General features: G+C 69.9%; 22 protein-coding genes. 2 read left to right on the forward strand and 20 right to left on the reverse strand.

The features are described 5' to 3' along the window. Positions 1 to 68: 68 nt before the first annotated feature. On the forward strand, positions 69 to 2084 hold the full coding sequence (locus POL25_RS00505; RefSeq protein WP_272083657.1) for a DUF1592 domain-containing protein: 2016 nt from the start codon (positions 69 to 71) through the stop codon (positions 2082 to 2084). A gap of 32 nt (positions 2085 to 2116) precedes the next feature. Next, complete coding sequence (locus POL25_RS00510; RefSeq protein WP_272083658.1) at positions 2117 to 3475, forward strand: DUF1552 domain-containing protein; 1359 nt, start codon at positions 2117 to 2119, stop codon at positions 3473 to 3475. A 195-nt stretch (positions 3476 to 3670) separates the two neighbouring features. Here POL25_RS00510 and glmM read toward each other — a convergent pair whose 3' ends face one another. The 20 genes from glmM to dut all read right to left on the reverse strand — a co-directional run bounded on the left by glmM (position 3671) and on the right by dut (position 26279). Next, positions 3671 to 5026 (reverse strand): phosphoglucosamine mutase, encoded by a 1356-nt coding sequence (gene glmM, locus POL25_RS00515; RefSeq protein WP_276593651.1) that lies wholly within the window; start codon positions 5024 to 5026, stop codon positions 3671 to 3673. A gap of 10 nt (positions 5027 to 5036) precedes the next feature. After that, positions 5037 to 6035, reverse strand: coding sequence for a YbbR-like domain-containing protein (locus POL25_RS00520; RefSeq protein WP_272083659.1), 999 nt, complete (start codon positions 6033 to 6035; stop codon positions 5037 to 5039). Further along, positions 6032 to 7033, reverse strand: a complete 1002-nt coding sequence (locus POL25_RS00525) for a diadenylate cyclase (protein WP_272083660.1) — start codon at positions 7031 to 7033, stop codon at positions 6032 to 6034. Before POL25_RS00525 ends, POL25_RS00520 begins: the two co-directional genes overlap by 4 nt. Continuing rightward, positions 7027 to 8001: a dihydropteroate synthase gene (gene folP, locus POL25_RS00530; protein WP_272083661.1), complete on the reverse strand. Its 975-nt coding sequence runs from the start codon at positions 7999 to 8001 to the stop codon at positions 7027 to 7029. The genes POL25_RS00525 and folP overlap by 7 nt, the downstream gene beginning before the upstream one ends. A gap of 21 nt (positions 8002 to 8022) precedes the next feature. Then, the gene (locus POL25_RS00535) at positions 8023 to 9411 is read right to left on the reverse strand and encodes an FHA and sigma-54 interaction domain-containing protein (RefSeq protein ID WP_267680006.1); all 1389 of its coding nucleotides are present in this window, start codon (positions 9409 to 9411) and stop codon (positions 8023 to 8025) included. Between the two features lie 158 nt (positions 9412 to 9569). After that, positions 9570 to 9749, reverse strand: coding sequence for a hypothetical protein (locus POL25_RS00540; protein WP_272083662.1), 180 nt, complete (start codon positions 9747 to 9749; stop codon positions 9570 to 9572). A gap of 365 nt (positions 9750 to 10114) precedes the next feature. After that, positions 10115 to 10753 carry a hypothetical protein gene (locus tag POL25_RS00545; RefSeq protein ID WP_272083663.1) on the reverse strand — a complete coding sequence of 213 codons (639 nt, stop codon included), beginning with the start codon at positions 10751 to 10753 and terminating at the stop codon, positions 10115 to 10117. Continuing rightward, a complete protein-coding gene (gene fabZ / locus POL25_RS00550; RefSeq protein ID WP_272083664.1) occupies positions 10750 to 11205 on the reverse strand; it encodes a 3-hydroxyacyl-ACP dehydratase FabZ in 456 nt (151 codons plus the stop codon). Before fabZ ends, POL25_RS00545 begins: the two co-directional genes overlap by 4 nt. Before the next feature lie 135 nt (positions 11206 to 11340). Further along, complete coding sequence (locus POL25_RS00555; RefSeq protein ID WP_272083665.1) at positions 11341 to 11871, reverse strand: OmpH/Skp family outer membrane protein; 531 nt, start codon at positions 11869 to 11871, stop codon at positions 11341 to 11343. Between the two features lie 56 nt (positions 11872 to 11927). After that, the gene (locus POL25_RS00560) at positions 11928 to 12479 is read right to left on the reverse strand and encodes an OmpH/Skp family outer membrane protein (RefSeq protein ID WP_272083666.1); all 552 of its coding nucleotides are present in this window, start codon (positions 12477 to 12479) and stop codon (positions 11928 to 11930) included. A gap of 172 nt (positions 12480 to 12651) precedes the next feature. After that, positions 12652 to 15264, reverse strand: a complete 2613-nt coding sequence (bamA, locus tag POL25_RS00565; RefSeq protein WP_272083667.1) for an outer membrane protein assembly factor BamA — start codon at positions 15262 to 15264, stop codon at positions 12652 to 12654. Positions 15265 to 15308: 44 nt separating this feature from the next. Then, on the reverse strand, positions 15309 to 16010 hold the full coding sequence (locus tag POL25_RS00570; protein WP_272087228.1) for an ABC transporter ATP-binding protein: 702 nt from the start codon (positions 16008 to 16010) through the stop codon (positions 15309 to 15311). Positions 16011 to 16174: 164 nt separating this feature from the next. Further along, entirely contained in the window at positions 16175 to 18028 is a 1854-nt protein-coding gene (locus tag POL25_RS00575) for an FtsX-like permease family protein (RefSeq protein WP_272083668.1), read from the reverse strand. Then, positions 18025 to 20064, reverse strand: a complete 2040-nt coding sequence (locus POL25_RS44075; RefSeq protein WP_272083669.1) for an FtsX-like permease family protein — start codon at positions 20062 to 20064, stop codon at positions 18025 to 18027. Before POL25_RS44075 ends, POL25_RS00575 begins: the two co-directional genes overlap by 4 nt. Beyond that, positions 20061 to 21210 (reverse strand): peptide chain release factor 2 gene (prfB, locus tag POL25_RS00585; protein ID WP_272083670.1). Its coding sequence is split into 2 segments (ribosomal slippage): positions 20061 to 21122 and positions 21124 to 21210, totalling 1149 coding nucleotides; the frame shifts between segments, so codons are not numbered across the junction. The genes POL25_RS44075 and prfB overlap by 4 nt, the downstream gene beginning before the upstream one ends. A 13-nt stretch (positions 21211 to 21223) precedes the next feature. Beyond that, positions 21224 to 22612, reverse strand: coding sequence for an amidophosphoribosyltransferase (purF, locus tag POL25_RS00590; RefSeq protein ID WP_272083671.1), 1389 nt, complete (start codon positions 22610 to 22612; stop codon positions 21224 to 21226). An 86-nt stretch (positions 22613 to 22698) separates the two neighbouring features. Continuing rightward, a complete protein-coding gene (locus POL25_RS00595) occupies positions 22699 to 23064 on the reverse strand; it encodes a phage holin family protein (protein WP_272083672.1) in 366 nt (121 codons plus the stop codon). Between the two features lie 121 nt (positions 23065 to 23185). Then, positions 23186 to 24178 (reverse strand): phosphoribosylaminoimidazolesuccinocarboxamide synthase, encoded by a 993-nt coding sequence (locus POL25_RS00600; protein WP_272083673.1) that lies wholly within the window; start codon positions 24176 to 24178, stop codon positions 23186 to 23188. A gap of 43 nt (positions 24179 to 24221) precedes the next feature. Then, a complete protein-coding gene (locus POL25_RS00605) occupies positions 24222 to 25811 on the reverse strand; it encodes a protein kinase (RefSeq protein ID WP_272083674.1) in 1590 nt (529 codons plus the stop codon). Between the two features lie 15 nt (positions 25812 to 25826). Continuing rightward, positions 25827 to 26279, reverse strand: coding sequence for a dUTP diphosphatase (gene dut / locus POL25_RS00610; RefSeq protein WP_272083675.1), 453 nt, complete (start codon positions 26277 to 26279; stop codon positions 25827 to 25829). Positions 26280 to 26282: the final 3 nt, after the last annotated feature.

Here is a 26282-nt window from a genome sequence, read left to right on the forward strand (position 1 = left end):
TCGCGGGCTGTCCGAGCAGCCCGAACGCCAACGACACCGACGACCCGACCGCGACTGGTAACACGTCGATGACTGCGCCGTCCGGCGGGCCCACCGAGGCCACCGCGGGCGAGACCGAAGATCCGACGGCCGGCGATCCGACCGAGGACGGCGACGCCGCGGACCCTGGCCGCGTCACCGTTCACCGGCTCAACCGCACCGAGTACAACAACACCGTCCGGGACCTTCTCGGCACCGCGCAGCGGCCGGCCGACAGCTTCCCCGCCGACGACTTCGGCCTCGGCTTCGACAACATCTCCGACGTCCTCAGCCTCTCGCCGCTGCAGGCCGAGCTCTATGAGCGGGCCGCCGAGGGTCTGATCCTCGAGGCGATGGAGATCCCGATCACCGACCCGGGCACCTGGCAGATCGAGGCCGAAGACGCGCTCGCCTCGGTCGGCGGCGCCAGCGGCGAGGCCTGGAACCTCTACAGCAACGGCGAGGTGTACCAGACCATCGAGCTGCCCTACGACGGCCAGTACAAATTCAGCGCCCGCGTGTGGGGCCAGCAGGCCGGGCCCGACCTGCCGCACATGAACCTCACCGTCGACCAGGCGCCGGTGGCGATGTTCGACGTCGAGGCGGTGCAGAACGGCGCCCAGGTCTACGAGATCGAGATCGACGCCACCGCCGGCGTGCACAAGTTCGCGGTCGAGTTCACCAACGACTTCTACGACGAGCCGAACATGGCCGACCGCAACCTGCTGGTCGACTGGTTCAAGGTCGAGGGCCCGATCAACCTGCCCGACGGCGACAACCCGCAGCGCACGCGCATCATGGTGTGCGACCCGAACGTCGACGGCGAAGAGGTCTGTCTGCGCCAGATCTTGAGCAGGTTCACCGAGCGCGCCTGGCGACGCGCGGTCACCGGCGCCGAGCTCGACGCGCTGATGAAGTTCGTCAGCGACGCCAAGGGCGCCGGCGACACCTGGGAGTCGGGCCTGCGCATCGCCCTCCAGGCCGTCCTCGTCTCGCCGTACTTCATCTTCCGCGTCGAGCTCGACCCGGCGCCGACCGATCTCACGCCGCACCCGCTCGACGACTTCGAGCTCGCCTCGCGCCTCTCCTACTTCCTGTGGAGCAGCATGCCCGACGACGAGCTGTTCGCCGCCGCGGCGGCCGGCAACCTCGAGGACCCGGAGGTGCTCGAGACCCAGGCCCGGCGCATGCTCGCCGACGACCGCGCCCGCGCCCTCATCGACAACTTCGCCGGTCAGTGGTGGCTGATCCGCAACATCGCCGTCGCCTTCAAGGACGTGGCGATGTACCCGCAGTGGAACGACGCCATGCGCGCGTCGATGCGGACCGAGATGCGCCTGTTCGCCGAGGCGTTCTTCTCCGAGGACCGCGACATGCTCGAGATGCTCACGGCCACCGACACCTTCGTCGACGCCACGCTCGCCGGGCACTACGGCATCGAGGGCCAGTTCGGGGCCGAGTTCGCCCCGGTCGACTTCGGCGACCTGCCGTTCCAGGGCATCCTCAACAAGGCCGGCCTGATGACGGTGCTCTCGCACGCCGACCACACCTCGCCGGTCAAGCGCGGCAAGTGGGTGCTCGAGAGCCTGCTGTGTCAGGTCCCGCCGCCGCCGCCGCCGGGCGTCGACACCAAGCTGAACCCGATCGAGGGCAAGACCCAGCGCGAGATCCTCGAGGCGCACCGCGAGAAGCCCGAGTGCATCGGCTGCCACGTCACCATGGACCCACTCGGCTTCGGCCTCGAGCACTACGACCCGCTCGGCGCCTGGCGCGACCTCGACAACGGCCTGCCGATCGACCCCTCGGGCACGCTGCCCAACAGCACCCCGTTCGCCGACGGGCTCGAGATGCAGACGCTGATCGCCGACGAGCCCGACTTCTTGCGCTGCATCACCCGCAAGACCTTCATCTACGCGCTCGGTCGCGCCGTCGCGGTGAAGGACATCCCGTACCTCGACGAGGCCACCGAGACCTTCTCGGCCAACGACCGTCGCTTCTCCGACCTCGTCGTCTCGCTCGTCACCAGCGAGCCGTTCCGCATGCGCCGCGGCGACCCCGCGATGTGAAGCCCACTACCCCAAACTCCGGAGACATCACGATGCCGCGTCGCATTTCTCTCTCGCGCCGTACCCTCCTGGGCGGGGCTGGTGCGCTCATCGCCCTGCCCTGGCTGGAGTCGCTCGCGCCCGTCGTTCGCCGGGCTCGCGGGGCCGACCCCGAACCCCCGCCGCTGCGCGCCCTCTTCTATTACCTCCCCAACGGGATCCACATGCAGTCGTGGACGCCCGCGACCGAAGGACCGGGCTTCGAGATCACGCCGATCCTCTCGCCGCTGGTCGACCCGCAGGCCATGGTCGACCTCAAGGGCGACGTGCTGGTCCTGAGCGGGCTGCAGAACCTGCCCGCCAAGCCCGAGGGCCCGGGCGACCACGCCGGCGGCACCTCGGCGTTCTTGACCTGCACCCACGTCACCAAGTCCGAGACCGACATCAACAACGACATCTCGATCGACCAGGTGCTCGCCAACGCCATCGGCGAGGCCACGCCGCACCGCTCGCTGCAGTTCGGGACCGCCAACGGCGCGACCATGGGCAACTGCGACAGCGGCTACAGCTGCGCCTACACCAGCAACATCTCGTGGGCCGACGCCAAGACCCCGCTGCCGAAGCTCTACGACCCGCAGGTCATCTTCGACCTGCTGTTCTCCGGCTTCGACCCCGAGGCGACCGCCGAGGAGCAGGCCAAGCGGCGCAGCAACCGGATCAGTGTCATCGACTACGCAACAGGCCAGGTCGAGTCGCTGCAGACCAAGCTCGGCAAGACCGACCGCGACAAGCTAGACCAGTACCTCACCGGCCTGCGCGACCTCGAGAAGCGCCTCACCGCCGAGAACACCGAGGCGGTGTGCGAGCTGCCGGCGATGTTCTCGGGCGCCTACCCGGACTTCACGACCCACGTCGACCTCATGACCGAGCTGATGGTGCTGGCGTTCCAGTGCGACCAGACCCGCGTCGTCACCTTCATGCTCGAGAACGCGGGCAGCTACCGCGACTACTCGTTCATCGGCGCCGCGGGCTCGCACCACGAGATCTCGCACCACATGGACAGCCCGGACAACTTCGCCAAGCTCGAGATCATCGATCGCTGGGAGATGGTCCAGTTCGCCAAGCTGCTGCAGAAGCTCAAGGCCTCGCCCGAGGGCGAGGGCACCCTGCTCGACAACTGCGTGGTGTTCCTGTCGTCGGAGATCAGCGACGGCAACGCCCACAACCACAACAACCTGCCGGTGCTGCTGGCCGGCGGCGCCGGCGGCAAGATCACCCCCGGGCGCCACGTGAAGTACGGCGAGGCCCCGCCGCTGTCCAACCTGTTCATCTCGATCGGCGAGATGTTCGGCGTGCCGATGGCGGGCTTCGGCGACGACGGCGTCGGCCCGCTGCAGAACCTCAAGGTCTGACGGCGAGGCGCGGGCGAGCCGCCCGTGAACCAGAACGACGCAGGCCCGCGTCCCCGGCCCTCCCGGCCAGGGCCGCGGGCCTTGCCGCGCTCGCTCCGGGCGCAGCCCCGCCATCACCTGCTCTCACGGACATGCCCACATCGACATGTCACTTCGGACATGCTCGCCGGAGCATGTCCCCGAGGACAGATCCGACTACGGCGCCGCCAGCTCGCGCCGGGCGACCTCGTCGATGCGCTCGGCCAGCTGCTCGAGCCGGGCCAGGTCGGGACCCTCGAGCATGACGCGCAGGCTCGACTCGGTGCCCGAGTAGCGGACCAGCACGCGGCCGTCGTCCCCGAGCTCGGCCTCGGCCCCGCGCACAGCCGCGCCGAGCTCCGGCAGCAGATCGAGCGGGACCTTGCGCGCCACCGGGATCGCCTTGAGCAGCTGCGGATAGCGCGTCATCACCCCGGCCAGGTCGGCCAGCGGACGCCCGCTGCGCTGCATGATCGCCAGCACCTGCAGGGCCGCGACCATGCCGTCGCCGGTCGTCCCGTGGTCGAGGAAGACCACGTGGCCCGACTGCTCGCCGCCGAGGTTGTACGCGCCCTGGAGCATCGACTCGACCACGTAGCGGTCGCCCACCGGCGTGCGCACCAGACCGATCCCGTGGCCGGCCAGGCAGCGCGCGAGGCCCATGTTGGACATCACCGTCGCCACCACCGCGTCCCCGCGCAGGGCCCCACGGGCGTGCATGTCGATCGCGCACATCGCCAGGATCGCGTCGCCGTCGACCACGTTGCCGCGGGCGTCGCTGAAGACCACGCGGTCGGCGTCGCCGTCGAGCGCGATGCCGAGGTCGGCCCCGCTCTCGACCACCGCGCGGCACATCGCCTGCGGGTGCACCGCGCCGCACGCGTCGTTGATGTTGACGCCGTCGGGGGTCACGCCGATCGGGATCACCGTCGCGCCGAGCTCGCGCAGCACCGTGGGCGCGACCTTGTAGGCGGCCCCGTGGGCGCAGTCGACCACGATCGTGAGGCCGTCGAGCGCGAGCGACGACGGGAAGCCCTGCTTGAGGTGGGTCAGGTAGCGGCCGGCCGCGTCGTCGATGCGCGCGGCCCTGCCGATGTCGCGCCCGCGAGCGACCCGATCGTCGACCGCGCCGGGCTCCATCAGCTGCTCGAGGTGCGCCTCGACGTCGTCGGGCAGCTTGAAGCCGTCGGCCGCGAACAGCTTGATGCCGTTGTCGGCGAACTGGTTGTGGCTGGCCGAGATGACGACGCCGGCGTCGGCCCGCATCGACCGCGTGATGTAGGCGATGCCGGGCGTCGGCAGCGGACCGACCAGCAGCACCTCGGCTCCGATCGCACACACGCCGGCGGCCAGCGCCGTCTCGAACATGTAGCCCGACAGCCGCGTGTCCTTGCCGATGACGATGCTGCCGCGTCGCCCGAAGTGGGCTGCGACGGCCATGCCCAGCCGCAGCGCGATATCAGGGGTCATCGGCGGGACGCCCGCGGGGCCGCGGATCCCGTCGGTGCCGAACAACCGCCGCTCGTTCGCCATGCGCACCTGTTTAATGGCCGCGACTCGGCCCGTCCAGCGGCTTTTCGGCGGGCGGCGGCGGGAGGATGATCCGCTCGTGACCTGGCTCCAAGGTCAGGTTGGCACGGAGCGCCGGCGGGACCGCCTCGGACAGGCCGAGATCGACCAGCACGGCGCCGGCCGGCGCGTCGTCCTGCGGCTTTTGCAGCTGCACCGTCGAGACCACCGCGCTCGGGATCGCGTCGATCTGCCGCAGCGACGGCACCGGCCCGCGCACCACCGCCGCGACCTTGAGCGGCGCGCCGAACGGCGGCTCCTGGTCGACCGGCCAGGTCAGCGGAATTTCGTAGCGCCGCTCGCTGAGCTTGGGACGGATCGCCACCGACACCGTCACCTTCGGCACCTCGCCCGGCGTCACGCCCGTGTACTCGGCGCCCTCGCGCAGCTGCCCGAGCCCGACCACCATCTCGACGTCGGCGGTGGCCCCGCTGACGTCGATCGGGTCGGTGTTGAGGTTGGCCAGCTCGCCGACGATCTTGCTGCCGCCGTGGACCCGCCAGCGCGGCGGATCGACGCGCGTGCCGGTGTGCTCGTAGTCGGGGTGGACCAGGCCACGCACCGCGGCGCTGATGAGCACCGCGCGCTCGATCACCGGGTCGAAGCGGAGGTCGACCTTCTCGTAGTCCATGCCGCGGAAGATCACCCCCGGCGGCATCACGATCGTGGCCGGGTCGAGCTCGAGCGGCCCCGGGCGCGCGCCCGCGAGGTCGATCTGGGCGCTGCCGAGGTCGTGGCCCGAGAGCCGATTCATCCGCGCCCACGACCCATGCAGCTCCACGGTCACCGTCTCGGGCAGCTTGGTCTGCAGCACGCGCCGCGGATCGGCGTTGGCCTTGAGCGGGATCGTGAAGCGCCGCGTGACGTCGTCGCGCGTGAAGATGAAAAACCCGCTGGCGAGGATCAGCGCCGTCAGCTTGGTCAGCAGATGGTTGAAGAGGGCCCCGTAGAGCCACTTCAGCGCGCGCGTCACCCCTCACCTCCCTTGCGCGCCGACGAGAAGTCGGTGACCGACGGCGCGTGCAGGAAGTCGTTGTCGTTCCACTTCTCGTCGACCGGACCTTCCTTGCTGCCGCGGCGGCGCACGGAGGTCATGTCGCTGCCGCTGTCGCCCGACTTGCGCAGGTCCATGTAGCTGCGCGCCGCGCCCTTGGCGGCCGCGAGGGTCTCGGTCGGCGGAGCCGGGCGCGAGGCCTCGGCGCGCGGTTGATCGAGCCAGCGGGTGATCCGCTCCTCGAGCTGCTCGGGCGTGAGCGACTCGGAGATGGCGCCGCGGTGCACGGTGCGGAGCTCGCCGCGCTCCTCGCTGAGCACGACGACCAGCGCGTCGCTCTCCTCGCTGACGCCGATGGCGCCGCGGTGGCGCGTGCCGAACGCCGGGTCGAGCCGGTCGCGCTGCGTCAACGGGCAGATCACGCCGGCGCGGGCGATCCGCAGGTTCTGAATCAACACGGCGCCGTCGTGCGTGAGGTTGATCGAGAACGGGATCAGCAGCGCCACCAGAGTGTCGGCGTGCAGTGACGCGTCGATCTCACGGCCGCGATCGCTGACGACGTCGAGGACGTCGATCTCGCCCTGGAGGATGAACAGCGCCCCGAGCCGCGCGCGCTGCAGCCGCTCGCACGCCACCACCAGCTCGCTGACGGCGCTGCGAGCCGCGTCGCGGTGGCCCTGCGGCAGCAGCCGCTGGCCCATGTGCAGCAAGATCCGCCGCAGCTCCTGATGGAACACCACGATCAGGATGATGATGACGTACTCGAGGAAGTAGCGGACCAGCGCCGCCACCGCGACCATGTCGAGCGCGCTCGCGGCCGCGGCGATGCCCCCGAACACGGCGACCGACAGCAGCACCGGGACCGCACGTGTCCCTTGGAGCAGGCGCAACGCCGCGTAGACCAGGATCAGCAAGATCCCGAAGTCGAGCCCGTCGCGCCACGTGAGCGCCTCGATGAAGTCCCGCGGCGTCACCATCGCCCCCGTTCGACCCCTTCCGCCGCACGAACGGCCGCCGCCGACGCGTGACGGATCGCCCACGCCACCCGCAGCGCCTCGGCCGTGGCCGCGACATCGTGCACCCGCACGACGGCCGCGCCGCCGAGCGCCGCCATGACCGCCGCTACCACGCTTCCGATCAGCCGCTCCTCGACCGGCCGAGGGCGCCCGCCGACGACCCCGAGGAACGCCTTGCGACTGGCGCCGACGAGCACCGGACAACCTGTCTCTCGCATCAGGTAGTCGGCGGCGCCGACCAGCGCCGCGCTGTGCTCGGCGGTCTTGCCGAAGCCGATGCCGGGGTCGACCGCGATGCGATCGGCGGCGACGCCGGCTCGCAGCGCCCGCTCGACCGCGCGTGCGAGCTCGGCCGCGACTTCGACCAGCACATGCTCAAAACGGATCTCGCGCATCATCGTCGCCGGTTCGCCGCGCAGGTGACCGATGACGAGGCCGGCGCCGCTGTCGGCAGCGACGCGCGCCATGTCCGGATCGGCGAGCCCGCTGACGTCGTTGAGGATCGCCGCCCCGGCCGCCATCGCCGCGGCGGCCACCGAAGCGTGCCGCGTGTCGACGCTGATGGGCATGCCGGCCAGCTCCGGATCGCCCACGAGCCCGCGGATCACCGGCAGCACGCGCCGTAGCTCGACGTCGGGCGGCACCGGCGTCGCGCCCGGCCGCGTCGACTCGCCGCCGACGTCGAGGATGTCGGCGCCTTGCTGGCGATACGCGCGACACAACCTCGCGGCCACGCTGACGCTCGGATCGTCGGTCGCGGGCGCGAGCAGGTTGCCGCCGTCGAAGAAGCTGTCGGGCGTGACGTTGACGATCGCCATCACTCGCGGCGCGCTCAGGTCGAGCGCTCCGCGAGCGTGTACCCAAGGGGGCGCGAGCTCGGGCCGCGCGCCGTCGTCACGGACTGGGGCGCGCTCGGCGGCGGGGGACATCGCCGCCATGGTAGCGCGCCATTACGCCAATGACACGCCCGGGTCGCTGTTGTCGCTGTGCCCGCCTGCGGCCCCGCCCCGCCCGGCGGCGAACTGCTTGGCGTCGATCCCGTAGCGCCGCAGCAGCTTGTGCAGGTACTTGCGGTCCATGTCGGCCTCGCGGGCGGCCCGCGAGATGTTGCCCTCGGCCCGCTGGAGCAGCCAGTTCAGGTACGTCTCCTCGAACAGCTCGACCGCGCGTTCCTTCTGCTCGCGGAAGGTCAGGGTCGGGTCGAACGCGACCTGCTGCTCGCGCCCGGCGCGCCCGAGGTTGCCGGTCGTGATGAGATCGATGACCCCGTCGGGCGACAGGTACGCCGAGCGCTCGACCACGTTGCGGAGCTCGCGGACGTTGCCCGGCCAGTCGTAGCCGACCAGGCGAGCCATCGCCTCGGGGCCCGGCGCGCGCCACATGCCCGGCGGCAAGCGACGCGAGAACTGATCGATGAGCATCGGGATGTCTTCGCGACGGTCGCGCAGCGCCGGCACTTCGATGTGGACCACCGCCAACAGGAAGTACAGGTCCTCGCGGAACTCGCCCGACTTGACCTGCTCGCGCAGCCCGCGGCTCGCCGTCGCCAGCACGCGGATGTCGACCTCGAGCTCTTCGGTCACGCCGTGGCGGCGGACCTTGCCGTTCTCGAGCGCACGCGTGAGCTTCGGCTGAAGGTCTGCGGGCAGTTCGCCGATGTCGTCGAACACCAGCGTGCCGCCGTGAGCCAGCTCGAAGGCGCCGCGCCGGTCCTCGTGGCCGAACAGCTCGACCTCGAGTTGCGCCGCCGCCGTGCCACCACAGTCGACGACCACGAACGGTCCGTCGCGCCGCGGCGAAATGTCGTGGATGGCCCTAGCGAGCAGCGCCTTACCGGTGCCTGTCTCTCCATCCAGAAGAATGGTCGCCTCGGCGCCCGCTACGCGCTCGAGGACGCCGAAGATCTTACGCATCGCAAGGCTGCGTCCGCAGACCGGACCGAAGCTGTCGGCTTCGCTAGGAAGAAGTTCGACACGCGAGTCCCTGGGCATGAATCGGACCTGGACCTTGCCGAGCCCGAGGACATCGCCCGGCCGCAGGAACCCGTCGCTGACCCGCACGCCGCCGATGAACATGCCGTTCGTCGACTGCTGGTCCAGGACCCGATAGCTGTCGCCCTGCCGCCGGATCTCCGCATGAATCCGGCTCACCGACTCGTCCGGCAGCACCACGTCGCACTGGCGCGACTTGCCGAGCTGGACGACATCCTGGGTGACATCAATCTCGCGGCCGCGGAGCTCGCCGTTCAGGACGACCAGTCGAAAACCCGAGTGCCGCATGGGCTCGGCATCGTCCTGGACTACCGTCGAATCCACCGCTGCTTCGATCTCGTGCGCCATGTCCTCCACGCTACCAGGGGGCTCCCTCTGCGGGAAGCACACAACGCCGGTACGGAGCGCCTGGCGACGATTCACAGGGCTGAGGTCGCTCGCCCGCAGCGAAAAAAAATCGGGGTGCCTCGGCCCCGAAGCACCCCGACCCTCGCTGGAAAAACTCCTCAGACGTAGAAGTCGACGATGGACACGCCGCGCTCGGGCGGCTCGCGCAGCGGCGGCCGCTCGTCGAGCTCGTCCGCGGGCATCCGCGGCAGTTCGAGCTCGATCTGCAGCGTCGGAGTCCGCTTGCCCGGGATCTTCATGGTCGGGACCTGCTTCTGCTTCTCGAGGGCTGGTCGCATGAACACCTGCCTTTTTCGCCAGAAATCCGAATAAGCCACCGGGCTGTGTGTTTCAAACCTCACGAGATCGGCGCTTGCACCGCCTCGCTCCGGGGAGTACCACTCCTCCCCACGAACGAGGTGGCTCGCTCGTCCCGCAGCTTCGACCCTGATGTGCCCACCATCCGGTTCGGAGCGCCTGAATTCTTGGTTCGCCACCTTACGTTTGAGACTAACGCCGCCACGGTGGTTGGCAAGAATTGTCTTCGCGCCGTTTAGCGCTGTTCCAGTGTGCGGTAGGCGTACACTGACACCACGCCTACGACGCTCGAATTGAGCCTCGGCGGCGGCGACGACCTGACCCGTCTGCGCTTGCGGCGACTGACTCAGAAGTCGACCACGACCCAGCGGGAGCCTTCCCGCTCGAGTCGGGCGACCTCGGCGTTCCCCAGGTCGAGGACGGCCTCGTGTGCGTCGGCCACGATGGGATCGCCCAGGCGCGCGGCCAGGCGATCGCGGGCCGTCTGCAAGGCGTCGGCATGCTCGCCTTCGGTCCACGCCGTGCGGAGATCGTCCTCCGAGAGCCCGAGCCGGTAGCGCTCCGGAGCGAGCCCGAGGACCACGTCCCAGCGGCGCTGGAGGCTCGCCCGAACCAGACTCCGCAGAGCGGCGCGAGGCGTCGACTGGTCGTACACGACGGTCGGATCCTCCGCGAACACCCAGCCCCGCGGCGTCCAGCGCACGTCGATCGGCGAATCGGGCGCGAGGAACACGACGGCGCGCGGGCGGATCTCCGCCGGCTTCTTCAACGTCTTCGCCCAGCGCTGCCGCGCCGCCTTGTCGCCGAGGACCGCCGCGTAGTCGACGTGGGCGCGCGCGCCGACGAGTACGTGTTCGGACAACTCCTTCGCCTCGCCGCGGCGCACCGCGCCGGCGGCGTCCTCGCTGGCGCGCGCGAGGCCGCGGACGTCACGCTGCGCGCAGGATGCGAGCGTCAGCGCGACGAGCACCGCGAAGATCTTCACGCAGCGCCCCCGGCATCGGCGCGCTTCTCGATGACCGCGGTGAAGACGCCCGAAGCCTTCACCTGCTCGCCCACGCGGGTCTCGCCGGAGAACTTGCCGATCCGCCCGAGCCGCTGGGCTTTGACCTCGATCGTCAGCACGTCGCCGGGCACCACCGGCGCGCGGAACTTGGCCTCCTGGATGCCCAGGAAGAGGCAGTTGTGCAGCGCCGGGTCGAACACGCCGGACAGGTTGGCCAGCAGGACCGCGGCCTGCGCCATCGCCTCGACCTGGACCACCCCGGGCAGGATCGGGAAGCCGGGGAAGTGGCCCTGCAGGATCGGGTCGCCGATCGACACGAGCTTCTGGGCCACGATCGACTCGTTCGGCGTCGCCGACAGCACGCGGTCGATGAAGAGGAAGGGGTACCGGTGCGGCAGGATCTTCTGGATCTGGACGGCGTCGAGGAGCATCGGTCGGCGCGTAGCTTATCAGGCCGCCGCCGTCGCGCCCACTGCACGACCCGGGGCGCGCGTCGGGCCGGCTTAAACGCGAAACCCGGGCCGCGCAGCGTCGTGCGCGAGCCCGGGCCGTGCGGACGCGAACCGCTAGGAGGGGTACTTGGCGTTGAAGCGCTTGACCAGCTCGGCGGTGATGTCGAGGCCGGGCTCGACGTAGAGCACGGTCGAGTCGTCGCGGATCAGCACCAGGTCGACGTTCTTCTCGGCGGCCAGCTTGTCGATGATCGTCTGGCAGTTCTTGTAGATGTCCTCGAGGACCCGCGACTCCTGCTGCGAGAGCTCCTGCTGCATGGTCATGTAGATCTGCTGCATCTCCATGTACTCCTTCTGCAGCGCCTCCTCGGCGGCGGCGAGCTTGTCGCCCTGGAGGCTCTTGAGCTTGCCGGTGTCGGCCTCGAGCTTCTTGCGCTTCTGCTCGAGCTTCTCCTGCTTGGCCTTGGAGCTGTCCTCGAGCTTCTTGCGGGCGGCCTGGCCCTGCTTGGTGTCGGCGAGGACCTTTTGCATGTCGACGACGGCGACGCCGCGGACCTGCGGGAGGGTCGCCTGAGCCGGCGTGACGGCACCCGGGACGAGGCCGGCGCCGCCAGCGAAGGCGAGCGTGACGGCGGCGGCGGACAAGAGACGAGCGAGACGACGCTGGGGGGTAATCATGGCGGGGCGATCCTTCAGGTGGGTCACTTGTGCTTCTTGTCGTAGGCGACGATCACGCGGTTGGTGACGTCGAACTTGGGGTTGGCGTACAGGACCGTCGCCGGCGAGCGGACCAACACGATCTGAAGACCTTCCTCGGCCGCGATGTCTTTCACGATGGCCGCGACGTTCTTGTAGATCTTCTCGGTGAGCTGCGCCTCTTTCGTCGCCACGTCCTCCTGGAGCTGGGCGTAGAGCTGCTGCAGCTCCTGGTCCTTGACCACGAGCTCTTGCTGCCGCTTGGCGATCTCTTCGTCCGAGAGCATCGCCCGCTTGGCCATCAGGTCCTCGTACTTCTTCTTGAGGTCCTCGGTCTTCTTGTCGAGCTGCGACTGACCCTTCGCAAACACCGACTCGAGGTCCTTCTTGCCCTTGGTGCCTTGCGTGGTCTCCAGCAGGCAGCGCTGCAGGTCGACGAGGGCGACCTGTTTGAGGGCGTTGACGGTGGCAGCGGGCGCGGCGGCGACCGGGGAGGCGCCGAAAACGCTTGCTGTCAGTGCCGCTGCGAGGAGGAGGACGCGCGAGGTACAGGGCATAATGGGCGGGACCTTAGCCGGGGCCGCGCAGGGGGGCAACCGGGCTGGCCTCGGACGCGGGGACTTACAGTCGCATTCATGCGGTCTGTGGACCTGGAGCCGCTGTCACGGTGTGGCCTAGCTCACCCGATTTGCCGCTGCGCGCGCCGCAAACCGGGCTCTGGTGGGCTTCTCAGAAGCTGTTGCCGACGTTGAACTCGAAGACGACCGGTTCGTCGCCGTAATAGAACTCGGTGGGCGGCAGGCGATCGAGCGGGAAGCCCCACTCGAACCGCAGCGGGCCGATCGGCGACTGCCAGCGGAAGCCGAAGCCGACCGAGCGACGCAGCGACTTGAGGAAGCCCGGCGCGCCCGGACGCAGGAGCGTGCACGGATCGCTCTTCGGCTGCTCGACCGGGTTGGCTTCGACGCAGTACAGCGGCTCGGTGTTGTAGGCGTTGCCGATGTCCATGAAGACCACGCCCTTGATGTTGGCGGGCGGGACCATCATGAACTCGAGCTCGAGGTTCAAGGCCGTGAGCAGGTTGCCGCCGATGGTGTACGGGATGAGCGACGCCGTCGGGTCGGAGCTGCCGAGCACCTTGATCGCCGGGCCGAGGCTGCGCAGGCGATAGCCGCGGATGCCGCCGTCGCCGAAGATGCCGCCGGGGAAGTAGCGCTCGAACACCGGCACGCCCTTGTCCTGCGGGCTGTGGATGAAGCCGACCTGCAGGCGGGTCTTGAACACCAACCAGGCGCGGAACGCCTGCTTGCTGCGGATGATCGGGAAGTAGAAGCGGAAGTTCGCGTCGTAGCGGTTGAACCGGTTCTGCGAGCCCCAGTACTTGTTGGCGAACTCTGCCCGGATCTCGTGGCGCATGCCCTCGGTCGGGAAGAGGTAGTTGTCGGTCGTGTCGTAGCGGAGGCTGGCCGTGATCGCCGACGTGATGCCGTTGTTGAAGAGGTTCGAGATCAGCGCCTGGCCGCTGTAGAGCGTCGAGTAGGCGCCGCCCGTGAACAGGCCGGCGCCGCCGCCGTAGTAGCCGCCGAGCGAGCCGAAGTTGCCGAAGCCGACCTTGATGTACTCGAACGAGTAACCCGCGAACAGGATGAGGTTCGGGATCCGCGGGATCGGGTAACCCCACGACAGTCGCACGCCGGTGCTCTCACGCGAGAAGCCGGGGAACACGTTGCGCGAGTTGAAGATGTTGAACGAGAAGTTCCAGCGCGAGTCGAGGAAGTAGCGCGTGATGTAGGCGAGGTTGAACAGGCGCCGCAGGCTCGACATCTGGGCCACGAGGGTCACCGTGGTGCCGCGGCCGAGGAAGTTGTCGTACTGGATCTGCGCCTGCAGCACGAAGTTCTCGATCGTGCTGAAGCCGGCGCCGACCTGGAACGTGCCGGTCAGGCGCTCGGTCACCTCGACGTTGAGGACGATCTTGTCCTCGGCGCTGCCCTTGCTGGTCGAGATCGTGACCTGGTTGAAGTAGCCGAGCCGCATCGCGTTGAACTCGGACTGCTCCTTGCCGCTCTCGGCGTAGAGGTCGCCCTCGCGCAGCGCCATCTCGCGGCGGATGACCTTGTCGGCGGTCTTGTCGTTGCCGCTGATGTTGATGCGCTCGACGTAGACCAGCGGGCCCTTGCCGACCTCGAGCGTCATGTAGAGCTTGAGGTTCTCGCGGTCCTGGCGGCCGTCGGGGATGACGTTGACGTAGGCGTGGCCCGCGTCCTTGTAGCGGCGCTCGATGTCCTGGATGATCGTCTGGATCTTCCCCATCGAGGCGACGTCGCCCTCCTTGATCACGGGGTTGATCGAGTCGGCCAGGACGTTCTCGTTGTAGAGCGCCTTCTCGCCGCGCCCGAGGACCTCCTTCGCGCGGATCTTGCCGACGCGGTACTGCGGGCCCTCGTCGACCGGGACGGTGACGTAGACGAACCGACGGTCGGGGCTGAGGCTCAGCTCCGGGTCCTTGACGTTGGCGTCGAGGTAGCCGTTGTCGGTGTAGAACTGCTTCAACATCTGGAAGTCGCCGGCGAACGCCTCCTTGTTGAAGACGCCGCCGGCTTTCTTCGTGACGACGCTGAGGTAGCCGCCGACGCGCGTGATCATGTGCTTGCGCAGCTCGTCGTCGGTGAAGGCTTGGTTGCCGATGAAGGTGATCTTGCGGACGATGGTCTCGGCCGCCTCGCTGATCACGATCTGGATGTCGACCTTGCCGATCTCGTCCTCGACCGGGCGCAGGCCGTAGGTCACCTCGGCCAGGAAGAAGCCCTTCTCGACGTAGAGCTGCTTGACCTTCTCGACGTTGGCCCGCACGGAGCCGACGTCGAGGATGGCGTTGAGCTTGAGGTCGAGCTGCTCGTTGATGTCGTCGAGCTTGATCTTGCTGTTGCCCTCGACCACGATCTTGCGGATCGTCGGCCGCTCCTTGACGACGTAGGTGAGCACCACGCCCGAGGGCGTCAGCTCGCCTTCGACGCGGATGTCGTCGAACTTGCCGAGGCCCCACAGGCGCTTGATGTCGGTCGCCAGGTTGCGCGGGTTGACCACCGCGTCGATGTGGCTCTCGAGCTCGAGCATCATCGCTTCGCTCTCGACCCGGCGGTTGCCCTCGAAGCGGATGTCGACGATCGGTTGGCCGTAGAGCTCCTGCGGCACACCAGCCGCGGCGGCCTTGAAGAAGAACTCGCTGCCGATGTCGGCCATGCTGGGCATGGCGCTCGAGACCTGTCCGAACAGACAGATGAGCGCGGCCACCAGCAAAGCCAGCGCGCGCGAGCGCGGGCGGCGACGGACCAGGTGCACGCGGAGGGGCACTCCGCGGGCGGGGCTGTGAAGGGGACGCTCCGTCACGGGGCTTTCGCGGCGCTCCGCTCGTTGCCGGCGCGGCCCGGGCCGCGCTGGTCGTCGACGAGACGTCCGTCTTCCATGCGGATCTGGCGCGGGACTTGGCGCGCCAGCTCCATGTTGTGGGTGACGATCAGCAGCGTCATCTTCCGCTCGTCGTTGAGGCGGAACAGCAGATCGTGCACCTCTTCGCTGGTGCGGGTGTCGAGGTTGCCGGTCGGCTCGTCGGCGAGCAGCAAGGCCGGCTGCATGACGAGCGCGCGGGCGATGGCGACGCGCTGCTGCTCACCGCCCGACAGCTCGCCCGGCCGGTGCGCGAGGCGGTGCGACAGGCCGACGGCCTTGAGCATGTCCCCTGCCCGCTCGCGCGCCTCCTTGACGGGGACGCGCCCGATCAGCGCCGGCATCATCGCGTTCTCCAGCGCGGTGAACTCGGCCAGCAGGTGGTGGAACTGGAACACGAAGCCGATCGTCTGGTTGCGGAAGCTGGCCAGCTCCGGCGGCGACAGGCGGGTGATTTCGGTCGCGCCGAAGTAGATGCTGCCGCGCGTCGGCAGGTCGAGCGTGCCGAGGCAGTGCAGCAAGGTCGACTTGCCCGCCCCCGAGGCGCCGATGATCGTGACCATCTCGCCCGGCTCGAGCGTGAGGTCGACGCCTCGCAGCACCTGCAGCACCTGGGCGCCGTGCGTGAATTCCTTGACCATGTTGACGACACGCACGAGCGGCGTATCGCCGGGCGTCCCCGCCACAGAACCCGCGGGGAAGCCCGCCGCAGGCCGTACAGCTCGATCAGCACTCGCGCTCATGGGGGCCGTTTGCCGGCGCAACCCTAGACGCGCCCCATTCCCCTGTCAATGCGGCTTGCGGGTCACTCGCCGCGCCGGAGGCCGTCGACGGGCCGCAGCGCCGCCGCGGCCCGCGCGGGGAGCACGCTGGCCAGCCCTACGAGCACGAGCGCGGCGGCAGCGACGAGCGCGACCTCCCACGGATCGACGCGCAGCGGCAACGCCTCGAGGGTGAAGGCGTCGCTGCGCAAGGGGATGCCGCGCTCGCTGAACCACGTGCACAGGGCCAGACCCGCGGCGATCCCACCGACACAACCGACGCCTCCGACGATTATTCCTTCGAAGGCGAAGATTCCGGCGATCAGACGATCGCGGGCCCCCATGGCCTTCAAGATGGCGATCTCGGCCGACCGCTCCATGACGCTCATCATGTTGGTGGCGAGGATCCCGAAGGCCGCGACGAGGATCACGAAGAGCAGCGCGACGAACATCGCGACCTTCTCGAGGAACATCGCCGAGAACAGGCCGCGGTGGATCTGGCGCCAGTCCTCGACCACGAGCTCGGGGCCGGCGACGGCGATCACGCCGGCCTTGGCCGCGGCGAGCGCGTCGGGATCGGCGAGGCGAACGGCGATCGAGGTCACCGCGCCCGGGGCCCGCAGGAACGCCTGCGCGTCGGTCAACGGGACGTAGGCGTAGTCACGGTCGTCGTCATAGACGCCGGTGGCGTAGACGCCGGCGACGCGGGCCTGCAGGACGCCGGGCACCAGCCCGGCGGGGGTCATGCGGCCCTCGGGGGTGATGAGTTGCACCGGATCGCCGGGACCGACGCTGAGCTCGGCCGCCAGCTCGATGCCGAGGAGCACGGGCACGGTCCGCGGCTCGTCCGCCGCCCCGTCGCTCGTGGGCTCGGCGGCCGGAGGCGCCGGGAGCCCGTCGGCGAGCGACGGCTCCGCGTCGGTCGGCGAGGTGTCGACCGGGCGTGCGGGCGGGATCTTGCCCTCGGCGCGCAGCCGCGGGATCTCCTGCTCCGGGTCCTCCCAGCCGCCGCCGTCGTCCTCTTCGGCCGCGGGCCCCGGCGCGACCACCGGGTCGCGTGCCGGTGGGATCTTGCCCGCCGCGCGCAGCTGCGGGATCTCCTGCGCCGGATCCTCCCAGCCGCCCGAGTCCTCGACTTCGGCCTCGACCGCCTCCGGGTGCGCGAGCGCGTCGTCCGGCGCCGGCTCGACCGGTCCTTCGGGACCTGTCCCATCGCCCATGTCCGAAGGGTCATCCTCGGGCATGGCGTCGAGGACCGGGAACGGGCGCCATGGCAGCTGCGAAGGATCGAGGAAGGCGGCGTAGTCGCCCTCGATGACCTCGTCGGGCAGGCCCGAGGCCGTGGCGTGCAGGACCGGGTCGACGCCGACCAGGTTGACCCCGGCGCGACCGAAGCCGCTGCGGATCATGATCGGCCCGGCGAGCTCGGGGCTGACGCCGACGACGTCCGGAACCCCCTGCACGCGAGCCACCAGCGGACCGGGCGTGACGATCTCCGCGCCGGGCGGCGGCGCGATCCGGAGGTGCGCGCGGTGGCCGAGCAAGCGGGTCTGCAGATCGCCCTCGAGACCGCCCAGCAGACTGAGGACCAGCACCAGCGCGGCGCAGCCCTGGGCCACCGAGTAACCAGTGATCGCAACCAGCAGGGTGAAGCCGCGGACGGTGGCGGCGAAGCTGAACACGAGCAGGCCGATCGCCGCGGCGAAGCTGCCGACCACGTAGGCGAGATCGCCGTTCGACAGCTCGCCGGCCTCGCTGGGAGGTTGTCCGAAAGACCAGATGACTGCGCCTGCCCCGGCGGCCACCGGGACGAGCGCCAGGATGGCGATGGTTCGGGTCCAGCGTGGCGCCCGGCGCGTCCGCAGGTGCCGCCAGGCGACCCGCAGCGACAGGTTCATCGCTCCGCCTGTCGCAGAGCGTCGACCGGGCGCATGCGCGAGGCGATCCGCGCCGGGTAGAGGCTCGACAGCCAGACGATGACGAGCGACGACACGCCGACCAGCGCGACCTCGAAGCCGTCGATGGCGACCGGCAACTGCTCGAAGCTCTGCAGCGAGCCGCTGAGCGGCAGGCCGAAGCGATCGAGCAGGCCGCACAAGCCGATGCCGGTGACGATGCCGAGGACACCGCCGAGGATGCCGAGGCACAGGCCCTCGGAGATGAAGATGCGCTGGATGAGGCTGTCGGTGCAGCCCATCGTCTTGAGGATCGCGATCTCCTTCGACTTCTCGATCACGCTCATCAAGTTGGAGCCGAGGATGCCGAACGAGGCGACCAGGATCACGCACAGCAGGGCCACGAACACCGCGATCTTCTCGAGCGCCATCGCCGAGAACAGGCTGCGGTTCAGCTCCTGCCAGTCCTGGACGACGAGGTCGTCGCGGCCGGCGGCGTCGACCGCGTCTTGCACGGCCTGGCGGCGGACGTCGAGCTGCTCGATGTCGTCGACCTTGACCTCGAGGCCGGTGACGCGGTCGCCGGCGCGCAGGAACGCCTGGGCCACCGGCAGCGAGGCGTACACCAGCCAGCGGTCGTAGTCGTAGTGGTCGGCGTCGAACACCCCGGCGATCCGCACGGCCATGACTCCGGGGATCCGGCCGGCCGGGGTCATGCGACCGATCGGGGTGATCAGCTGGACCTGATCGCCGGTGCGCGCCGCCAGCTCCTTGGCCTTCTCGCTGCCGATCAGGAGGCCGTCGACCAGCGCGTCGCGCGAGATCGGCGCCTCGACCTCGGGCTCGACCTCGGGCTCGGGCTGGCTCGCGCCAGGCGCGGCCGCGGGCGGCAGCTGGCCCTTCGCGCGCAGCTTGCCGATCTCGACCTCCGGATCTTCCCAGCCCTCGTCCGCCTCGCCGAGCGGGCCGAACGGGCTGCGCGGCATGGTCGGGATCGCCGCGGCCGCCGAGGTCGGCACGCCGATCTTCTTGCTCGTCGCTGGCGGGCTCGGCTCCGGCTTGGCCGGCGGCAGCGTGCCCGTCTTGCGCAGCGCGGGGATCTCGATCTCGGGGTCCTCCCAGCCGTCGTCGGGGTCGTCGTCGACGGTGCTCGGGATGTCCTCGGGGACATGTCCTTCGGCACCTGTCGCATGGGGCAGGGCCGTGGCGCCCTGCCCTTCCTTCGCCTCGCCCTCGTCGGGCGGCACCGGCGCGGGCGGCTCGACCGGCGTGATCTCGAAGCCGAACTCCGACTCCGGGATCTTCTCCGGCTGCGAGAGGAACGCGTAGTCGCCCTCGCGCATGATGTCGGGCAGGTTCGACACGCTGCGGTGCAGCTCGGGGTCGATGCCGAGGAGGATGCCGCCCTGGCGCTGGAAGCCGCTGCGGACCATGACTTCGCCCTGCAGGTACGGGCTGGCGCCGAGGATCCCCGGCTTGTCGGCGATCGCCAGCGCGAGGTCTCGGTAGTCGGCGAACGGCCGCCCGTCGGCCCCGGCGACGCGGATGTGGGCGCGCTGGCCGAGGATCTTGTCGCGCAGCTCGAGCTCGAGCCCGGTCATCAGGCTGAGCACCACGACCAGGGCCATGCAGCCGAGCATGACGCTGACGGTGATGACCGTGGCGAGCAGGGTGAAGATCAGCGACAGCACGGCGCCGAGCAGCAGGCCGGCGCCGAGCAACAGGCTGATCCCGCCGAGCACCCCGAAGTAGGCCTGCGCCGGCGGCGGGAGGTCGGCGGTCGGATCGAAGCCGAGGCCGACGAGGCTCGAGTCGAGGGCGACGCGCTCGGGCAGGCCGGACTCGAGCGGCGAGAAGCCGTAGAGGGCGTAGAGCACGAAGCCGCCGCCGACCACGAGCAGATAGAGCGCGAGGCCGACGGCCGGCCAGGCCCACGACGGCGGGCGATCGCCGGCTCGCAGGTGCCGCCACGCGATCTGCCAGTGGAGGCTCGGGGGAGCCTCCGGCCGGGATGACGCGGCGGGACGAGCGTGGCTCACGACGACGCTTCCGCGGACGACTGCGACTGTTGCAGGAGGTAGGCCTCGATGAACTCGTCGAGGTCGCCGTCGAGGACCGCGTTGACCGCCGAGCTCTTGATCTCGGTGCGGTGATCGTTGACCTGCTGGTACGGCTGCAGCACGTACGAGCGGATCTGGCTGCCCCACTCGATCTTCTTGCGCTCGCCCTGGAGGGCGTCGCGCTCGGCATCGCGGCGCTGCTGCTCGAGGTCCCACAGCTTGGCCTTGAGCACGCGCATCGCCGTGGCCTTGTTCTTGTGCTGCGAGCGCTCGACCTGGCAGGCGACGACGATGCCGGACGGCAAGTGGCGCAGGCGCACCGCCGAGTCGGTCTTGTTGACGTGCTGACCGCCGGCGCCGCTCGAGCGGAAGGTGTCGACCTCGAGGTCGGCCTCGTTGACCTCGATGTCGATGTCGTCGTCGCCGAGGTCGGGCAGCGTCATCACGCTGGCGAAGCTGGTCTGCCGGCGCGCGTTGGCGTCGAACGGCGAGATCCGGACCAGCCGGTGCACGCCGATCTCCGAGCGCAGGTAGCCGTAGGCGAACTCGCCGGTGATCTCGATCTCGGCGCTGCGGATGCCCGCCTGCTCGGCGTCCTGGACGTCGAGCACCTCGACCTTGAAGCCGTGCCGCTCGCCCCAGCGCATGTACATGCGCATGAGCATCTGCGCCCAGTCCTGACTGTCGACCCCGCCGGCGCCGGCGTTGATGGTGACGAGCGCGCCCTTTTCGTCGTGCGCGCCCGACAACATGCGGCGAAACTCCATCTTGCCGACGCGCGCGTCGAGCGACTCGAGCGCCGACCAGGCGTCGCGGATGCTGGCGTCGTCGCCCTCTTCACGCCCGAGCTCGTACAGCGTCTGGGCGTCGTCGTAGCGGCTCTGGGCCTCGTCGAGGTCGGAGAGGATCTTCTTCAGCGTCGACTGCTCGCGCAGGACGTCCTGGGCGCGATCGTTGTTGCCCCAAAACGCCGGATCGACGGTCTGCGCGTCGAGCTCTTCCAACTTCTCGCGTTTGCCATCGTAGTCAAAGATGCCTCCGGAGCTCGTTCAGGCGGTGAGCGAGGCGGGCGAGCTGCTCGGTGACCTTATTGTGCTCGGGGAGGATGTGGGCGGCGTCGTTCATGGTGCACCAGTGCTCAGGCTTCGATCAGGCGGAGCTGACGGCGCCCGGGCGGGGGGATGAAGCGGATCGGATAGCGGCCGGTGAAGCACGCGTCGCAATACGTTGTACCAGAATCGCCGCGCACCGCCTTCATCAGGCCCTCGGCCGAAAGGTAGGCCAGCGAGTCGGCCGTGAGGTAGCGGGCGATCTCGTCGGGCGTGTGACTGGCGGCGATCAGCTCGGAGCGGGTCGGTGTGTCGATGCCGTAGTAACAAGGGCTGATCACCGGCGGCGACGAGATCCGCAGGTGCACCTCGCGGGCGCCGGCGGCCCGGATCATCTTGACGATCTTGCGCGAGGTGGTGCCGCGCACCAGCGAGTCGTCGACGACCACCACCCGCTTGCCGCGCAGGACCGGCGGCACCGGGTTGAGCTTGAGCTTGACCCCGAAGTGACGGATCGAATCCTTGGGCTCGATGAAGGTGCGGCCGACGTAGTGATTGCGGATGAGCCCCATCTCGAACGGGATCTGGCTGGCCTTGGCGAACCCGAGCGCCGCAACGACGCCGCTGTCGGGCACCGGCACGACGACGTCGGCCTCGACCGGGGCCTCGCGCGCGAGCTGCTCGCCCATGGCGATGCGCGCCTCGTAGACGGGGAGGTCGTCGAGCACGCTGTCGGGGCGGGCGAAGTAGACGTGCTCGAACACGCAGAAGCGGCGGTTGTCGCGGCGCAGCTGGACGCTGCGCAGGCCGGTATTGTCGATGACGAGGATCTCGCCGGGGGCGATGTCGCGGATCTTGTCGGCCTCGATGAGGTCGAAGGCGCAGGTCTCGGAGGCGACGACGTAGCTGTTGGGGTGGTTGCGCAGGCGGCCCAGCACGAGCGGGCGGAAGCCGTGCGGGTCGCGGACGGCCAGCAGCTTGTCCTCGGTGACGAGCACGAGGCTGTAGGCGCCCTGGACCCGACCGAGCGCGTCACACAGGCGCTCGACGAAGGTCGGCTCGCGGCTGCGCGCGAGCAGCTGCAAGATGACCTCGGTGTCGCTCTGGCTCGAGAAGATGGCGCCGTCGTGCTCGAGCTCCTCGCGGAGCAGCTCGGCGTTGACGAGGTTGCCGTTGTGGGCCACCGCGACCGAACCGTGGCGGTACTCGGCGGTCAGCGGCTGGATGTTCTTCGGCAGCGAGCCGCCGGCGGTGGTGTAGCGGACGTGGCCGACGGCGATCCGCCCCGGCAGCTGCCCGAATTCGGTGTTGATGAACACGTCAGCGACGTGGCCCATCTTGCGCACCGCGTGCAGCGTGCCCTCCTGGCTGGTGACGATGCCCGCGGACTCCTGGCCGCGGTGTTGCAGCGCGTGCAGGCCCAGATAGGAGAGGTTCGCAGCCTCGGGGTGATTGAAGATGCCGAACACGCCGCACATGCCGCGCGAAGCCTAGCAGTCGGCACGCAAGGGGGCCGGGCGCCGCCGCCGCCGAGACCGTGAGACGACGCGCGGACAGGTGCTCGCTACCCGGCGACGGCCCGGGTGACCAACATCTGCAGCAAGGTCAAAGCGATCGCCGCCCACAGCGCCGTGCGCCAGCGGACGAACCGCACCCCGTCGACCAGGTTCTCGGTGATGACGAGCAGGATCGTGTTGACGAACGCCTGCACGAGGAAGGCGCCGATCGGACCGCTGATCAGGATCGGGAAGAAGAACACCAGCGACAGCAAGAAGAACAGCAGCTTGCCGAGCACGACGCTGAGGAGGCCGCAGATCACGGCCGCTTTGAAGGCGCTCCACAGGTCTCGCACCATCATGCCCGGCAGGAGCGCCGAGCAGACGATCAGGCCGAAGGTGAACGCGAGGCAGGAAGCGACGAGGGACGTCATCGCCGCCAGCGTGACCCGCCCGCCCGCGCTTTGCAAGCGAGTGCCGCGACCGGGCGAACTCAGCGGTCATGCCGGCCGCCCTCCCCTGCCCCGCAGCCGCGATGCGAGACGAGGACCCGCGCTAGCGCGGCGGCAGGCCGAGGTTCCGCCGCAGCCGCGCGACCGGCGGCTCGAGATCCGGCTCGAAGCGGCGCCCGGTGATGAGCTCGTGGACCTCGATGTAGCGCCGCGCCGCCTCGGCGCGGACCTCGTCAGGCAGGACGGGCGGCGGCCCCTCGCCGCGAAAGCCCTGCGAGACCAGCCAGCGCCGCAGGTACTCCTTGTCGAGGCTGCGCGGATCGTCGCCGCGCGCCATCGCCTCGGCGTAGCTGTCGGCGTACCAGTAACGCGAGCTGTCGGGCGTGTGGATCTCGTCGATCAGCACGACCTCGCCGTCGGGCCGCACGCCGAGCTCGTACTTGGTGTCGACGAGGATGAGCCCGCGCTCGGCGGCGATCTTCTGCCCGGCCTCGAACAGGGTCAGGCAGCGCCGCTCGAGCTCGTCGTAACGCTCGCGCTCGATGAGGCCGCGCTCGACCAGCCAGTCGCGGCTGACGCTGATGTCGTGTTGACCCTTGGGCGCCTTGGTCGAGGGGGTCAGCAAGCTGCGCGGCAGCTTCTCGTGGCGCCGCAGTCCCTCGGGCAAGGCGTGCCCGCAGAAGGTCCGCTCGCCGCGCTCGTAAGCCCGGGCGATGCTGGTGTCGCTGACGCCGGTGAGGTAGCCGCGGACCACGAACTCGACGGGGATCGGCGCACACTCGATGGCCCGCATGGCCTGAGGGTCAGGTACGCCGAGCATGTGGTTGGGGAAGATCGCGGCGGTGGCGTCGAACCAGAAGCGCGCGAGTCCGTTGAGCACCTGACCCTTGAACGGGATGGTGCCGAGCACGACGTCGAAGGCGCTGACGCGATCGGTGACGAGGATCAGCCGCTCGCCGCCGCGCGTGAAGTTCTCGCGGACCTTGCCGCTGTAGCGCGCGCCGAGGACTTCGAATTCGTCCGGCAACGCGTCGAGGGTGCCGCCCGCCGCCAGCGCGCGCCGCATCTCGGGGGACGTCGAATCGGTGACCGCCATGCGGCGCGGACCATACCCGGACCACGCCGCGCGGGGGGCGCGCTCAGGTGAACGCCCACGCCAGGGCGACGGCGACCAGCAGCGCGACGATCACCAGCCAGAAGCTCGTGTCGTTGCGCCGCGCGAGCATCTCCGGCGGGCGGGCGGTGAGCGAGGTGCCGGCCGTCGGCGCGTGGCTCTCGATGGCCTTCGGCGCCCTCGTCTCGAGGAGCGGCGCGGGTGACACCGGCGCCATCGGCGACAGCGTCGGCGCCGCGACCGGAGCCACGGGCGCCTCGACTTCACGCTCGCGCACGTCGGAGCGAGCCGCGGCCGGGTTGGTGTCGCCGCCGCTGGGCTCGACGAGGATGTCGGGCCGCGAGGGCGAGGGCGAACCGCGGCGGACGATGCTGTCCTCGGTGAGGACGTGGACGCGGCGCAGGCCGCTGTTCGAGCGCCCCGACGGATCTTGCGGGTTGGCGAAGCCACCGGCGCTGGCCGCCGCGAACGAGCCGGCGGGGATCGAGCTCGAGCGCAGCGCCTGCACGGTGTTGGGCCGGATCGAGCCCTCGCCGAACAGCAGGTCTTCGAGGCCCATCACCGGCGGCTCGACCGGCGCCGAGGCGGTGACCTTGGGTGCCTCTCTGACCGGAAGGCCAGGTACCGAAGGACCTGTTGGAACGGACAGGGTCTCGAGGACAGGTGGCACCGCGGCCGAGGACGAGGCGGTCGGCGGGATCGCCAGCGACGGCGCCGACACCTCGCCGGCGGACTTGGCGACGCGCGGCGGCGGTGGCGGCGGCGAGGCCGGCGTGAGGTCGAGGATCGGCTCGGGCGCGGCCTCGACGGCGCCGGCGAGCGACTCGAGGCGACGCACCAGCTCGGCGCCGTCCCGCGGGCGCGCGGCGGGGTCGCTGTGCAGGCTGGCGCCGATCAGCGCCCACAGCCCGGCTTGCAGCCCCGGCGGTTCGGCGGCGCGCAGAGCCGCTGCGCCGCGCAGACCGGTGGCGAACTCGGCGAGCGCGACGCCCCACGCGTAGGTGTCGGAGGTCGGGGTGAAGCCGCCGCCGCCGAGCAGCTCGGGCGCGAGGATCGCTTGATCGACGCTGCTCCACCGCCGCTCGAGCTCGGCGCGGGCGCATAGCGGAGCGAAGCCGTGCTGGAACGCAGCCGGACCGCCCGGTCCGACGAACACGGCCTCGCCGGCGAGCATGCCGTGGACGCGGCCACGACCGTGCAAGGTCGCCAGGGCGCGCGCGAGCTGCCGCGCGAGCCGCTGCAGCTCGTTGGCGAGGTCGGACGAGCGCGGGCCGTCGTCCATGTCGCGCAACGCGAAGGCGCCCTGCAGCGGGTCGTAACAGACGACCACGCGCTCGCCGTCCTGACCCACGAACACCTGAGGCACGAGCGCCGAGTCCTGCAGCTCGCCGAGCTCGCCGAGCTCGCGCACGAACGCGGCCCGGGCCTCGGGCGTGGGCAACAGCGAGGCGTCGAGGACACAGGCGCGCGCAGGCTCGCCGGTGTGGGTGTCGAGGACCGCGAGCGTGGGGCCGAACAGCTGCACTCCCGTGTTGGCCGGCTCTTCGCGCATCAGCTCGAAGCGGCCGCACAGCGTGGTGTGCTCCTCGTGCGAAGTGCCGGCGCTCAACTCCATGAGACGCTCCCGCGGCTAAACGCCGGTGCTTCCGAAGCCACCATCACCACGTGCGGCAGCCGGGAGGTGCTGGACCTCGACGACCGCAGGGAAGACGACAGGGGCGACCACGAGCTGAGCGATCCGCTCGCCGTGCGCGACGACGAACGGCGCGGCCCCGAGATTGACGAGGATGACCTTGAGCTCCCCACGATAGTCGGCGTCGATTGTACCTGGTGCGTTCACGATCGAGAGCCCGTGCCGCAGGGCCAGGCCCGATCGCGGACGCACCTGACCCTCGTGGCCGCCGGGAATAGCGACGGCGACGCCCGTGGGAATTAAACGACGTTCCCCGGGCGCCAATTCGACAGGCCCGTCGGGCAGACAGGCCGCCAGGTCCATCCCGGCCGCCTCGGCGCTCATGCGCCGCGGCAGCTCGGCCTGGGTGTGGACCTTGCGGACCAGCAGCGTCGGCTCGACGTGCGACATCAC

It is taken from the genome of Nannocystis bainbridge (genome assembly GCF_028368995.1).
Taxonomy (GTDB): Bacteria; Myxococcota_A; Polyangia; order Nannocystales; family Nannocystaceae; genus Nannocystis; species Nannocystis bainbridge.